We start from the raw sequence: 14,391 nt of genomic DNA, 5'->3' as shown, positions 1-14,391 counted from the left end.
ATCGCTTCCGTGGTACCACCCTCGTTCGTAAGCAATCCATTGCTTACCTCGAACATCTGATAACGGGGATGACCCGCAGGTGTTTACACCCGACTCCGGAAGGAGCTTCAAAGGGACTCGAGAAAGTGATTGCAGCAGACTCACTTCTCTCTGGACTCGAGTTTTCCTTTTACTTATCTTCCATCAACGTGTTACGTCCATTCATCTATCGTGATTATTACCTATCGTACAGCATCCGTCAAGTCTTTGTCACCCCACCGAGTCGTTCAATCAATCGTGTTCGGCGCCGTGGCTCCTCTTCTTGCGACGCTTTATGAAACGCTCGTGGATCGCCGAACAATAATAAACTCGACTTCGCACGGGTGACCGCCGTATAAATCAAGTTTCGGGAATGCTTGAATGCTCCCGTGAAATAGACCGGCATCAAGACGATCGGAAACTCGGACCCTTGTGCCTTGTGAATCGTAATCGCGTAGGCATGCGTGAATTGATCCCAGTCACTCCGGTTGTACTCGACTTCCGTCTGGTCGAAGCGGGCGATGATCTTATCCACCTTGTCGACGTTTTCTTTGGCGAAGAAGATATTGACGATTTCGCCGATATCTCCGTTATAGACGTTCTCTTCCGCATTGTTGACGAGCTGAAGAATCTTGTCCCCGGTCCGGTAAATCCGGGTGCCTTGTTTGACTTCGCGTTTTTTCGGTTCCTCCGGATTGTAGACGCGTTGCAAGGCGACATTCAGTTCGTCGATTCCGACCTGACCACGGTAAGTCGGTGCCAAAACCTGAACATCGAATTTCGAATACCCTTTTGCAAGTGCTTTTTCCGCGAAGGCTGAGATGCCGCGTAACGTCTCTTGCGGAGACGCGGTGTAAAAGCGACGATCCGCAAGTGGTGATAACAAATCAGCTGACGTCGTCCGGTTCTTCAAATCGTGCGCGAGCCGTAAAATCGAAGAATCTTCCGCTTGGCGATGGACGACGTTCAAACGAACGACGGGAATCCCTTCCGTATCCATCAAATCTGCCAGCACCTGCCCAGGACCGACGGATGGTAACTGATCGCGGTCACCGACGAACAAGATTTTCATGCCGTTCGGCACAGCACGGAGCAGACTCGATAACAAGTAGATATCAATCATCGACGACTCATCGATGATCAGTACTTTCCCCGTGATCGGCTGATCTTCATTTAGCTGAAAGTTCGTTCCGTCATACTTCAATAGACGATGAATCGTCATCGCTGGGACGTCCGTTGCTTCCGATAGACGTTTAGCGGCGCGTCCGGTCGGTGCGACCAGAACATACGGATAGACATCCCCCGTCTTGACGCGACTTTTCTCAAGCGGCCAATCATGAATTTCTTGCAGGGCATGTAAAATTCCCTTGATGACGGTCGTCTTACCGGTACCGGGTCCACCTGTCAGAACCATTAACGGTGCTTTGACCGCTAACTCGATCGCTTCCCGCTGTTGCGCCGCATATTCCATGCCAAACTGTTCTTCGAGGTGCCCGATTGCTTCAAGGATCGTCGCGACATCGACTTCCTGTTCGGCACCGTTCGCCATGACCCGCGCCAGTTCCTTCGCCGCCCGAACTTCGGCATAAAAGATCGTCGGTAAATACAGACAGCCTTCTTCGAGCTTGACCTTATCTTCAGCGAGCAACAGTTCAATCGCTTGTTCCAGCCGTTCCCCTGGGTCTTCACCAAGCAACCGGGGCGCCCGTTGCAATAGCGAGTCGACTGTCGCAAAGGCATGTCCCTCTCCTGCTTCTTGTTCTAATATGTGCATGATCGAAGCAGCGACGCGCTCCGGGTGTAATCCGACGAGTCCAAGATGTGATGCGATATGATCGGCTGTCTTAAAACCAATCCCATTCACTTCATACATCAAGGAATATGGATTCTCTCGTATTCGCGCCATGGCGTCCCCTTCGTAAGCAGCATAAATCTTTGCCGCTAGCTTCGGTGTGACATCAAACGGTGCTAAGAACAGCATCAACTGATCGACACCGTATAACGTGGCGAGTCGACTCAAGATGATGTCAGCTTGTTTTTGTTTTAACCCAGGCACCTGATTCAGTACCCGTTCATCTTTCAAAATGAGATCCACTGCCTCTTCTCCGAGAGCATCGACGATATTTTTCGCTGTCTTCGGACCAATGCCGGTGAACGAACCATTCGTCAAGAAGCGGATCGTCGCATGTTTTGTCATCGGAACCGATCGTCGAATCAGCTCCGCCTTCAGTTGTTTTCCGAACCGGGGATGATCAACGAGACGACCGAATGCTTGATACGTTCCTCCGAGTTCGATTCCAACCCCAGTACCCGTGATGACGAGCTCGGTTTCCTTCAGTTCAAAGTTCTTTTCTTTGACGGCGACCAATACAATGGAGTGTGCTTCTTCTTCAGAAGAAAAGAGCACACGTTTGACGCGCCCGACGACTTGATGGGGGTGCTCCATCACTCCACCTTCTTTCTCTCTTTTTCATTCGCTGCTTTCATCATAGCATTCGTTTACCGGATTTTAAATCAGGGAAAGATACCGTGAAACATTTCGTTAAGAGGAGGAGTTCAAGGATGGCACGTTTACCGATTGCAGGATTGTGTGAATTAGTACTTGAAGTCGAAGATATGGACCGTGCGGTTGGCTTTTGGAATGGGACACTAGGCATTCCAGTCGTCGAGCAATGGGCTCCTGAGGACGCTGAACCAAGTAAAGAACAATCTAAACAAGACGGGGTTTGGGCCACGTGGCTTTACATTGGCGGTAATACTCGACTCGGTCTGTGGCTGAAACGGGACTTTACGATGGAAGAACGGACCGTCAAACACTTACCAGTGTCCGAATGGGACACGTTGTACGATGAAGGTGGTGTCCATGTCCACTGTGCTTTCTACGTTGAGAAGGACGAGTTCCAGCAAGCCTTGAATCAATTGCGGGAAGCCTCGATCACCGTGAAGCTCAGAGAATGGGACGAACAGGAGACCTCGAATCAAAAAGAGCATTCTGCTTATTTCAAGGATACGGAAAATAACGTCATCGAACTGTACACGAAAAACATGGATGAAGCCTATGAAGACTTTTCCGGTCCACCACTTCGTGTCATCCGTGAAGTTGGGAATTAAATAGCATAAAAAAAGACGACTCCAGGCGGAATCGTCTTTTTTATATCAGTCTGCTTGTTTTAATAACGCATCCATCTTCGCTTTCGCGTCCCGCGCAAGGGCGTGTTCCGGCTGGTAGGCAAGAACGGCTTCGAGTTCTGCATAACAGGCTTCCTGTTGACCAAGGAAAGCAAGGGCAATCGCATAATTGTATCGTGCATCTGTATGCGTTTCGTCAAGCATCAAGACGTGCTCGAACATCTCGACCGCTTCTTCCAACTTCTCGTTTTGCGCTAAGGCAAGTCCGTATTGGAATGCGATCTCGATATCGACACCGTTTAATTCTGACGCGCGTTGTAGACGAGGTAAGCCACGTACTGGATCACCAAGTTTTTGATACGTCATCCCCAGCATGAAATGGAGATCCGCGTCGTCAAGTCCATATAATAACGCTGCCCGCAATGATTCCTCTGCTTCGACGAGTTTGTCGGCAGCAAAGAACAGCGCCCCTTTTGCATAATAGGCACTCGCAAACGTATTATCGATCATCAGTGCCCGGTCATAAAAACGAAGGGCACGATCAGCATCGTTCATCGATTGGAGTAATGTTCCAAGATTGACGTACGCTGTCGGATCTTTTGGATTTTCTTCGATCGCGTCGTTAAACGCTTGCGCTGCTAATTCATAATTACCAGCTTCTAGATGCCGGAATCCTACTTCATTATAGTTCATCTTCTTTTGCTCCTTACGCTAGATAAGCGAGGCGTTCGCCTGCTTTATAGGCTGCATCGATCGTCGCACCACCGAGGCAGATGTCCCCATCATAGAATACGACTGCTTGTCCTGGTGTGATTGCTCGTTGACGCTCGTCAAATGAAACATCGAGTCCATCTTCGAGGACACGAACCGTGACGGCTGTATCTTGTTGACGGTAACGGAATTTCGCCGTACAACGGAATGTCTCACCGACCGGACGCTCAGATGTCCAGCTGACATCTGAAGCAAGTAATCCTTCCGAATACAACAATTCGTTATGGAATCCTTGATCGACATAGAGGATGTTCTCCTCTAAATTTTTCCCGACGACGAACCAAGGCTCTCCGTCGCCACCGATACCGAGTCCATGACGTTGCCCCATCGTATAGTACATCAATCCATCGTGACGTCCCATGACGTTGCCGTCAAGTGTCCGCATCTCACCGGGTTGCGCCGGCAGATATTGACCGAGGAACTGTTTGAAGTTCCGCTCGCCAATGAAGCAAATGCCTGTCGAGTCTTTTTTCTTCGCCGTTGCGAGGTTCGCTTCTTCTGCGATCCGGCGCACTTCTGATTTTTCCATGTGCCCGATCGGGAACATCGCCTTCGCGATTTGCTCTTGCGACAATTGATTCAAGAAATATGTTTGATCCTTGTTTGCATCAACGCCTCGAAGCAATTTATGTTCTCCATCCTCATAGACGGCACGCGCATAGTGCCCTGTCGCGACGAAATCGGCACCAAGACGCATCGCGTGATCGAGGAAGGCTTTGAACTTGATTTCCTTGTTACACATGACGTCCGGATTCGGTGTCCGACCGAGTTTATATTCATCGAGGAAGTACGTGAAGACTTTATCCCAGTACTCTTTCTCGAAATTGACCGCATAGTACGGAATGCCGATTTGATTGGCTACCGCGATGACGTCTTCATAATCTTCCGTCGCCGTACAAAAGCCGTTCTCATCCGTGTCATCCCAGTTTTTCATGAAGATTCCGATGACGTTATAGCCTTGCTCTTTTAATAAATGAGCGGTCACAGAAGAATCGACACCGCCCGACATCCCAACGACGACTGTCGTTTCACTCGGGGCTTTCGCTCGTGTATTCATTTATTTCACCTCTTAGTTAATTCTGAAACGATTTTACGACATCTTGCAAGGCTTGTGCGAGTAGTTCGACTTGCGCGAGCTCATTTCCATGACCAAAACTGATTCGGACCGATGCTCGTGTCCGTTCATCTTCGCCATACATCGCCGATAAGACATGCGAAGGTTCGACGGATCCTGCCGTACATGCACTCCCGCTCGATACGGCCATTTGACGCATATCAAGCATGATCAGGAACGGTTCGATTTCAATCCGCGGGAAGTAAAGATTGAGGACATTCGGCAATCCTTCAACGCCGTTGACTTCGTAAGTGACGCCACTTTCATCCAATCGCGTTAGTAAAACGCTGCGCAGTTGTTTGATGTGGTCCTGTTGTTGATCACGCTCTGCGATCATCAGTTCAAGCGCTTTCGCTAAACCGACGATTCCCGGTACGTTCTCTGTACCAGCACGACGCTTGCGTTCCTGTTCTCCTCCGAACGTTTGAGGCGCTAACTTCACACCAGTCCGCACATACAACAATCCGATTCCTTTTGGACCATTGATTTTATGACCAGACGCGGATAAGAGATCGACCTGTAACGCTTCGACATCGATTGCTCGTTTTCCGAACACTTGCACCGCGTCCGTATGGAACAAAATACCGCGTTCTCGTAAAAATTGACCGAATGACGCAATCGGTTGAATCGTTCCGACTTCATTGTTGCCGAACATGATCGAGACGAGTGTCGTATCTTCCCGGACTGCTTCTTGTAAGGCAGCCAATGAGACGACTCCTGTATCTGGAACATCGAGATACGTGACGTCATAGCCTTGTTTTTCGAGCTCTTCGAACGCATGTAATACAGCATGGTGCTCAAACCGTGTCGTAATGAGATGACGCCCTTTTTCACGCGCCGCCTCAGCTGCACCAAAGATTGCATAATTATCCGACTCCGTTCCACCACTCGTAAAAATCAGTTCGGTTGGTTTCGCGTTCAATTCTTGTGCGATCTGCCGGCGTGCTTTGTCAATTGCTGCCCGAGCAGATCGACCAGCCGCGTGGACACTCGATGGGTTGCCATACTGTTCGAGCAAATAAGGCGTCATCGCCTCAAGGACTTCCGGACGCATCGGCGTCGTCGCCGAATGGTCAAAGTAATTCATTCGTTTTCACCTCTCAAATATAGAACATGTATCCTGTATCTTCTTCTTCCGCTAAGTCTTGTAGCGTCGTTGAATCGAGTACTTGATCGACTGCTTGCTGGATTTTATCCCACAGTTTTCGTTTCGTGACCTCGTCACACGCATCGCCTTCGACGACGACGAGTGGTCCTTCAAGCAGGCGGATGATTTCACCCGCTGTGATGTTTTGCGCTTCACGACCGAGCTTATACCCGCCGTAAGCACCACGGACACTTTTGACGAGACCTCCATTACGAAGGGGTGCAATCAACTGTTCAAGATAATGCTCAGATAGGTCATACATCTGCGCGATTTTTTTTAGGGATAATGGTTTAGATTCAGCTTCTTTCGCGAGTGCGATCATGATCGTCAGACCATATCGCCCTTTCGTCGAGATTTTCATCATGCGAAGGATCATCCTTTCTAGTATAGTAGTAGCTAAAAGTGGAAGGAGCGTATGTGTATGGCACATTTATTTGAATCCCAGTCACCTGCCGGACCGCTCGCAAATCGAATGCGTCCTCAGAATCTGGATGAAATCGTCGGACAACGCCATCTGATCGGAGAGACGACACTCCTGCGGCGTGCCATCTTAGCCGATCGTCTCGGAACCGTCATTTTTTACGGTCCACCCGGAACCGGTAAGACGACGCTCGCGCGTGTCATCTCCAGTTATACGAAATCAGCGTTCGAGCAATTGAACGCGGTCACAGCGAAACTGGAACAATTACGGGAAATTCTAAAAGCGGCCGAAGCCCGTCTTCAGTTCGAGGATCAAAAAACGATTCTCTTTCTCGATGAGATCCATCGATTCAATAAGATGCAACAAGACGCCTTACTGCCAGCGCTCGAAGCAGGTACGATCACGTTGATCGGGGCGACGACTGAAAATCCGAGTTTTGAGGTCAACGCCGCTCTGTTATCGCGGGCAACGGTTTTTCGTTTCGAACCCCCGACGGCAGATGACTTACGGATTGTCCTCGACCGGACCCTAAAAGACGAAGAGCGTGGTCTTGGCAAATATCCGATCACGATCACGGATGACGCGATCGATCATTACGTCAAGTTGTCGGATGGCGATTACCGGGCATTGTTGAATGCGCTTGAACTCGCCGTCTTAACGACACCGGAAATCGATGGTCAGATCACGATCGATCTCGCTGTCGCCGAGGAATCGATTCAACAAAAAGCATTGAAGTACGATAAGGACGGCGATCGGCATTATGATGTCATCTCCGCCTTCATCAAATCGATTCGGGGTTCCGATCCCGACGCTGCGCTCTACTGGCTCGCCGTCATGATTGAAGCTGGCGAAAGTCCGCGCTTCATCGTACGGCGTCTCTACGTCCATGCGGCAGAAGACATCGGTCTGTCTGATCCGCAAGCGTTATTGATGGTCGATGCCTGTGCACGCGCGTGCGAGTACGTCGGTTTCCCTGAAGCAAGGATTCCGCTCGCTGAAACCGTCTTATATCTCGCAACGGCACCGAAATCGAATGCTGTCATCTCAGCGATCGATCAAGCATTGACACTCGTCCGTCGTTCAGACGGTGGTCCGGTACCGCCGCATTTGCGCGATGCCCATCATCCGGGGGCAGCGGCACTTGGAAATGGCGTCACTTATCAGTATCCGCACGACTTCGAACATGCCTATGTGCCACAGAATTACTGGCCCGAGAACCTTGCCCGGACAAAACCAGTCTTTTATCGTCCGAGCCCACGCGGTTTTGAGAAACAACTGCAAGCTCGACTTGATTTTTGGAACAAACAAACAGCCACACATCAGAAAAAGCGACCATAAGGTCGCTTTTTTTAACGAACGCGTTCGATCGTCACGCCGGCTTCACGGACGATCTCGTTGATGACGTAGCTCGCTGCGATCAATCCACCAACTGATGGAACGAACGCATTCGAACTTGGCGGCATCTTTGCCTTACGAATTGCAGCCGCATCGTTTCCGACGACTTGACGGACTTCTTCGATGATCTTAACGGGCGGTTCATCAGAGAAGACGACAGGAACACCTTTATGAATACCGGCTTTCCGAAGTTTCGTCCGAATGACCTTCGCTAGTGGATCATAACTTGTATCTTTGATGTCAACGATCTTGATGCGTGTCGGATCCATCTTGTTCGCCATCCCCATGCTTGAGATGATCGGGATGTTACGTTTCTTACATTCCTGAATCAAGTGAATCTTGAACGAGACCGTGTCCGATGCATCGATGACATAATCCGGTTGCTGTTCGAAGAACGACTCGAATGTCTCTTCATTGTAGAACATCTTCAAGCGAACGATCTCAAGATCCGGATTGATTAACGCAAGACGTTCTGCCATCGCATCGACCTTCGGTTGACCAACCGTCGGAAGCAAAGCATGGATTTGTCGGTTGACGTTCGTGATGTCGATATCGTCTTTATCGACGAGAATTAAACGACCTACGCCACTGCGGGCAAGTGCTTCTGCTGAGAACGATCCAACACCACCGATACCCAGAATAGCGACGGACTTGGATGCCAATGCGTCAAGTCCAGTTTTACCGATTGCTAGTTCATTACGCGAAAATTGATGTAACATCTCATAACCTCACAATACTCATACTGTTTTACTCGGAATTATATCATAAAAAAAAACGTCATGCGACGTGTCAAACAACAAAATAATAAGACGATGGGACCCGAAGTGCCGTGTCGATACCTTATTTTTGAACCTGCTGTGCAGGTGGGTGTCTTATCCGATTCCTATTCGTACGTCCTCCTGCTGTGTTACGAGGCATGTACTACTAGTTGGAACGTCAAACTCCCTATCAAAAAAGAGTGGCTCAAAGATAAAAGGCGGCTCTCGTACAATTCAGGAACCCCATCTGATGCATTTAATATAGCATCCTCCCCTCTGAAATGCAACTACTTCCCACTCCAGAAAAAGATGCTTTTTTCAGGTCCAACGTTTCATGAAGTGTTGATTCGGATCATATCGTTGTTGTTGGAATGCAGGATCGAATCGTGGTGTGCGTGTTGCATTCCCGACACCCGCGATGAACGCCCAGTTCCCATAGTTCGAAGCGACATCATAGTCAATCAACTGCTGTTCGAAATATCGCGCTCCGATGCGCCAGTCCTGCTTTAATTCATGAATCAGATAACTGGCAACGATCTGCCTGCCGCGGTTCGACATCCATCCCGTCTCGCGAATCTCGTTCATGAAGGCGTCGACGAATGGCACACCGGTTTTTCCTTCTATCCAACGTTCGACAGCTAGCTGGTCCGCCTTCCACGTGTATTGACCTTCTTGTAATCCGCTCGCACGGAACAGACGGCTTCCTGTCTCACGCATCGTCAAATGGAAGAAGTCACGCCATAACAGTTCGAAATACAACCAGTACGTCGATTCATTCGCTCCCTTTTTTCGCTCGGCATCCTGCAATTCAGCCATGACGCGACGCGGCGAGAGTGATCCGTTCGCTAGCCAGGCAGACAGCTTCGAAGAATCATTTCGTAAGAACCCATTCCGTGTTTCTTTATAGGTGAATACAGGCTCAGCAAGGTATTCCTGAAGGCGCGCTCTCCCTGCTGACTCTCCACCACGGAACGGGAACGCGATTTCGGGATTCGCTTCGACCGATTCTTCTTTTACTAACTGAATACCGGTTGGTGGATCGAGTGGATCGTAGAAGGTCCCTTTCGCCTCGACACGTTTTCGAAATGCCGTAAAGACACGCTTTAATTCATCACTTCCGATATCTTCCCGTCGATGTAATGTCTGTGTCTCAAAAGAACGGACGGCATACTTGTCTTCGATATACTGTTCACTTGCCACTTCTTCTGTGCCGGTCATCTTATGGAAATAGACGGTATCATCCGCTTGCAGGTAAGAATCGAGTGTCTCAATTGTCTCCCCTTCTACTATATCTAACGTAATCCCGATTTGAGACAGATGACCCGCTAGGTTCTCTAGTGTCTCTTGTTCGAACCGTGCTTGTTGTGTACCTCTTTTAAAATCGCGTTTCTTTTGGTCTTTAACGTATACGGCACGAATGACGTCATGTTCTTCACACGCACTCCGAAGTGCCTCATGATCATCGACACGTAAATCATGACGATACCAAACGACTGCTCCCATATTGATCGACTCCCTTCTCCTTATACTATGACCCGACCAAGGTAGATAGAAAACCACTTGATGTGCCGATGAGGTTTTAAGACGTTGTTTTCGTGGAATATGATTAGTACAATAAATCAGAGGAGTGAATGAATCAATGGCAGCAAAACGCGGTAAACTCAGAACATTAATGACGCTCGTAACGACGGTTGGTCCAATCGTCTATAAATTCTATAAAAAACAGCAGTCGAAAAAATCAATCAACAACCCTAAATAAAAAATGGACGTCTCCTTATCGGAGCGTCCATTTTTTAACGTTTACTTACCCCTTCACTCGCCTCTACATAAAACCGCCATGGATAGGCTGTCGCTTCTCCTGCATTCGGAATACCGATCCGTGTCGTCTGGACGACCGCGTCGACCGGGTCAGCAACAAGTCGGAAACGGTCTTGATAAAGATCCTGTCCCGAATCAGCTGTCGTTAGACCGAATCCTTGGCACAGTTTCGCCGGTCCATTGACGAGATTGCGTCGTTGCGCCGCTGTCAACTCTGCGTAGGAACAACCAAAACGACGTTCAGCGACGAGATCGTGCCCACTAATGATTTCCGCACCTCGTAGCAACAGTCCGTATCCTTCCCCTTCATGTCCACAAACGATATTCATGCAGTGATGCATCCCATATGTGAAATACACATAGAGATGCCCCGGTGGACCGAACATCGGTGCCGTCCGTTTCGTTGGTTTTCCGGAAAACGAATGCGCTGCTTGATCGTGAGGACCGAGATAGGCTTCGACCTCGACGATCCGCATCGTCACCTCATCGACTGTGATCTGTGTTCCTAAGAAGTCTGGACCGACTTCAACCGGAGACCGTTCAAAAAAGTGTCGTTCCATCCGTTCATCCTCCTTCATGAAACAAGCGAATCTCCCATACCGGAAGATTCGCTTGTCGTATCTTAAGATTGTTTGACCGCTGTTCGAATCGAGAGATCGTTTAATTGTGCATCCGAGACTGGGCTTGGTGCTGCCGTCAACAGATCACTTGCTGATGCTGTTTTCGGGAAGGCAATCGTATCACGCAAGTTCGAACGTCCTGCGAGTAACATAACGAGACGGTCTAGACCAAGTGCGATACCCGCATGTGGTGGTGTTCCGTATTCGAATGCTTCCATCAAGAAGCCGAACTGCTCGTTTGCTTCTTCTTCAGTGAAGCCAAGCAACTTGAACATCCGTTCCTGGATATCCCGTTCGTAGATTCGTTGTGATCCACCGCCGAGCTCATATCCGTTCAAGACGAGGTCATACGCGACGGCGAGGACTTTTCCAGGATCCGTCTCGAGCAATTCGAGATCTTCACGACGTGGCATCGTGAACGGGTGGTGGTTTGCGTAGAAACGACCATCTTCTTCTTCATACGTGACGAGCGGGAAGTCCGTCACCCAAAGGAAGTTGAAGACCGACTCATCGATCAAGTCTAGTTCCTTTGCTAACTTCTGACGGAGCGCACCTAAGCTGTCTGCTACGATCGATGCTTTTGCTGCGACGAACAACAATAAGTCGCCTGCTTCCGCATCTGTCGCCGCTGTCAGGCGAGCAGTTGCTTCTTCGTCGAAGAACTTCGCGATCGGACCGTTCAGTCCGTCTGCTGTCACTTTGACCCACGCGAGACCTTTTGCACCGTAGATTGCCGTGAATTCTTGTAACTTATCGATGTCTTTCCGCGAGAAGCGCTCAGCTGCACCTTTAACGTTCAATGCTTTGACTTCGCCACCAGCTTCAAGTGCCATGTCGAATACTTTGAATCCTGCCCCTTTGACGGCTTCCGCGACATCGATCAATTCGAGACCGAAGCGTGTATCCGGCTTATCCGAACCATACCGGCTCATCGCTTCCGCATATGGCATCCGTGGGAACGGTGTCACGATATCTTTGCCAAGTGTTTCTTTCATGACACGCGTCATCATCGATTCCATCATCGCATACAAGTCTTCGATGTCCATGAAGCTCGTCTCGATGTCGACTTGCGTGAATTCAGGTTGACGGTCTGCCCGTAAGTCTTCGTCACGGAAACAACGTGCAATTTGGAAGTACCGTTCAAAACCAGACACCATCAGCAATTGTTTGAACAATTGCGGTGATTGTGGCAAGGCGTAGAACTCACCTGGGTGAACACGACTCGGAACGAGATAGTCACGTGCGCCTTCTGGTGTTGATTTCGTTAAGATTGGTGTCTCGACTTCCAAGAAGTCTTGCTCATCGAGGAAGTTCCGCATGATGTTCGATGCTTTCGAACGGAGACGGAATGTCTCTTGAAGCGACGGACGACGCAAGTCAAGATAACGATATTTAAGACGTAAATCTTCTGACGTCTGCTCTGCTTCTTCACTGATCGGGAATGGTGTCATCTTCGCTGCGTTCAAGATGACGACTTCATCCGCGACGACCTCGACTTGCCCAGTCGGGATGTTCGGGTTCGGATTCTCACGGGCGATGACGTGTCCTTTGATGTCGAGGACATACTCTGAACGAATCGATTCCGCAAGGCGATGTGCCTGCTCGTTTTCCGGTTGGAAGACGATTTGGACGATGCCACTACGGTCGCGGAGATCAAGGAAGATCAATCCTCCTAAGTCACGTCGTTTTTGAACCCATCCTTTAAGTTGAACGTGTTGTCCGATGACTTCTTCCGTCACCTGACCGTTCATATGCGTGCGTCCGATCATTGTGCTTCCTCCTTTAATTTCGCGACGATCGTATCAGCGACTGCTGATAACGGAACGTCCGTCTGTTCCCCTGTAGCCATGTTCTTCAGCGCCGCTGCACCACGCTCGACTTCTTCATCCCCGAGAATGACCGTATAGCGTGCTTTCAAGCGATCGGCTGCCTTGAATTGTCCTTTGAACTTCCGACCGAGATAATCCCGATCCGCGACAAGTCCTTCGAGACGCATCAATTGTAAGAGACGTGTTGCTGTCTTTTCGACTTCGTCACTGCCTTGCGCGACGATGAAAACATCGATTTGATCGTCGACTGGCGGTAAGACGTTCTCATTCTCAAGTGCCATCAATAAACGCTCGATGCCGATTCCGAATCCGATTCCCGGTGTTGCTGGTCCACCGATCTGTTCGACGAGACCGTTGTATCGTCCACCACCACATAATGTCGTGATCGCTCCGAAGCCTTCTGCTTCTGACATGATCTCGAATGCCGTGTGATTGTAATAATCGATTCCGCGGACGAGCGTTGGATCAACGACATACTCGATGCCGAGTGCATCTAAGTGAAGCAGTACTTCATCGAAGTAGGCTTTTGATGCCGGGTTTAAGTAATCGAGAATCGATGGTGCCGTTGCCATACTCGGGTGATCGCGGTCGACCTTACAGTCAAGGACACGAAGTGGATTCGTTTCGAGACGGTTCTGACAGTCCTGACACAACTCGTGAACGACCGGTTTGAAGTGATCGACGAGTGCTGCCCGGTGTGCGGCGCGACTTTCGTTATCCCCGAGTGTATTGATGACGAGCTTGAGGTGCTTCAATCCGAATGAACGGTAGATGCTCATCGCGAGACTGATGACTTCCGCATCGATCGCTGGTTGTTCACTTCCGAGTGCCTCGACTCCATATTGGTGAAGCTGACGGAAACGACCTGCTTGCGGACGTTCATAACGGAACATCGGTCCAATGTAGAACAATTTCGTCGGTTGGTTCGGTGAACCGAACAGTTTGTTCGTCACGAATGAACGAACGACAGCAGCCGTTCCTTCTGGACGTAACGTCAACTGGTCTTTTCCGCGTTTCTCAAGCATGAACATTTCTTTTTGAACGATATCCGTCGTCTCACCAACGCCACGTTTGAAGAGTTCTGTCTCCTCAAAAATCGGCGTCCGGATTTCCTTATAGTTGTAACGCTTACTAATGTCACGTAATTGTTGCTCGATGTACTGCCAGCGTTCGACTGTTCCTGGAAGGACATCAAACGTACCGCGTGGTAATTTCATCTCAAATTCCTCCTTTTTTGAATACAAAAAAGTCCTCGTCCGCAAAGGGACGAGAACTTGAAGATCCCGTGGTACCACCCTGGTTGTCAAATCACATTTGACCACTCGGTGCAGTTAACGCCTGCGTACGACCTTCCCTACTATCAGTTCAGGA

The 14,391-nt window shown here is 49.5% G+C and carries 12 protein-coding genes, 1 other RNA gene and 2 other annotated features (2 of these 15 cut by a window edge); of the genes, 2 read left to right on the top strand and 11 right to left on the bottom strand.

Annotated elements, in window-relative coordinates; genetic code table 11:
- Positions 1 to 196, bottom strand: a binding site (T-box leader) (it extends 15 nt beyond the left edge of the window).
- A gap of 42 nt (positions 197 to 238) precedes the next feature.
- A complete protein-coding gene (gene recD2 / locus AYO36_RS03810) occupies positions 239 to 2,464 on the bottom strand; it encodes an SF1B family DNA helicase RecD2 (protein ID WP_023468913.1) in 2,226 nt (741 codons plus the stop codon).
- Between the two features lie 116 nt (positions 2,465 to 2,580).
- Between recD2 and AYO36_RS03805 the strand changes: the two genes are divergently transcribed.
- Entirely contained in the window at positions 2,581 to 3,129 is a 549-nt protein-coding gene (locus AYO36_RS03805) for a VOC family protein (protein WP_023468914.1), read from the top strand.
- A 45-nt stretch (positions 3,130 to 3,174) separates the two neighbouring features.
- On the opposite strand, the gene AYO36_RS03800 is transcribed toward AYO36_RS03805, so the two are convergent.
- The 4 genes from AYO36_RS03800 to cymR are packed head-to-tail and all read right to left on the bottom strand — an operon-like array spanning position 3,175 to position 6,540.
- Positions 3,175 to 3,840 carry a tetratricopeptide repeat protein gene (locus AYO36_RS03800; RefSeq protein ID WP_064299569.1) on the bottom strand — a complete coding sequence of 222 codons (666 nt, stop codon included), beginning with the start codon at positions 3,838 to 3,840 and terminating at the stop codon, positions 3,175 to 3,177.
- 13 nt (positions 3,841 to 3,853) lie between these two features.
- A complete protein-coding gene (gene mnmA, locus AYO36_RS03795; protein WP_064299568.1) occupies positions 3,854 to 4,975 on the bottom strand; it encodes a tRNA 2-thiouridine(34) synthase MnmA in 1,122 nt (373 codons plus the stop codon).
- A 16-nt stretch (positions 4,976 to 4,991) separates the two neighbouring features.
- Positions 4,992 to 6,119: a cysteine desulfurase family protein gene (locus tag AYO36_RS03790; protein ID WP_064299567.1), complete on the bottom strand. Its 1,128-nt coding sequence runs from the start codon at positions 6,117 to 6,119 to the stop codon at positions 4,992 to 4,994.
- A 13-nt stretch (positions 6,120 to 6,132) separates the two neighbouring features.
- A complete protein-coding gene (gene cymR, locus AYO36_RS03785) occupies positions 6,133 to 6,540 on the bottom strand; it encodes a cysteine metabolism transcriptional regulator CymR (protein ID WP_029342236.1) in 408 nt (135 codons plus the stop codon).
- A gap of 60 nt (positions 6,541 to 6,600) precedes the next feature.
- On the opposite strand from cymR, the gene AYO36_RS03780 reads away from it, so the two are divergent.
- On the top strand, positions 6,601 to 7,938 hold the full coding sequence (locus tag AYO36_RS03780) for a replication-associated recombination protein A (RefSeq protein ID WP_047393656.1): 1,338 nt from the start codon (positions 6,601 to 6,603) through the stop codon (positions 7,936 to 7,938).
- An 11-nt stretch (positions 7,939 to 7,949) separates the two neighbouring features.
- On the opposite strand, the gene AYO36_RS03775 is transcribed toward AYO36_RS03780, so the two are convergent.
- The 6 genes from AYO36_RS03775 to hisS all read right to left on the bottom strand — a co-directional run bounded on the left by AYO36_RS03775 (position 7,950) and on the right by hisS (position 14,237).
- A complete protein-coding gene (locus AYO36_RS03775; RefSeq protein ID WP_023468920.1) occupies positions 7,950 to 8,714 on the bottom strand; it encodes a tRNA threonylcarbamoyladenosine dehydratase in 765 nt (254 codons plus the stop codon).
- Positions 8,715 to 8,807: 93 nt separating this feature from the next.
- Positions 8,808 to 8,997: non-coding RNA, 6S RNA (gene ssrS, locus AYO36_RS03770), on the bottom strand.
- Positions 8,998 to 9,071: 74 nt separating this feature from the next.
- Positions 9,072 to 10,256 carry a DASH family cryptochrome gene (locus AYO36_RS03765; protein ID WP_064299566.1) on the bottom strand — a complete coding sequence of 395 codons (1,185 nt, stop codon included), beginning with the start codon at positions 10,254 to 10,256 and terminating at the stop codon, positions 9,072 to 9,074.
- A gap of 290 nt (positions 10,257 to 10,546) precedes the next feature.
- The gene (locus tag AYO36_RS03760) at positions 10,547 to 11,131 is read right to left on the bottom strand and encodes a DNA-3-methyladenine glycosylase (RefSeq protein WP_064299565.1); all 585 of its coding nucleotides are present in this window, start codon (positions 11,129 to 11,131) and stop codon (positions 10,547 to 10,549) included.
- A 62-nt stretch (positions 11,132 to 11,193) separates the two neighbouring features.
- The gene (gene aspS, locus AYO36_RS03755; protein ID WP_064299564.1) at positions 11,194 to 12,960 is read right to left on the bottom strand and encodes an aspartate--tRNA ligase; all 1,767 of its coding nucleotides are present in this window, start codon (positions 12,958 to 12,960) and stop codon (positions 11,194 to 11,196) included.
- Entirely contained in the window at positions 12,957 to 14,237 is a 1,281-nt protein-coding gene (hisS, locus tag AYO36_RS03750; protein WP_064299563.1) for a histidine--tRNA ligase, read from the bottom strand. Before hisS ends, aspS begins: the two co-directional genes overlap by 4 nt.
- A 42-nt stretch (positions 14,238 to 14,279) precedes the next feature.
- Positions 14,280 to 14,391, bottom strand: a binding site (T-box leader); it runs 110 nt beyond the window's last position.

The organism is Exiguobacterium sp. KKBO11 (genome assembly GCF_001644945.1).
Classification (GTDB): Bacteria; Bacillota; Bacilli; order Exiguobacteriales; family Exiguobacteriaceae; genus Exiguobacterium_A; species Exiguobacterium_A abrahamii.
Note: the sequence above shows the minus strand (reverse complement) of the source record. Positions and strands in the feature narration are given on the sequence as shown.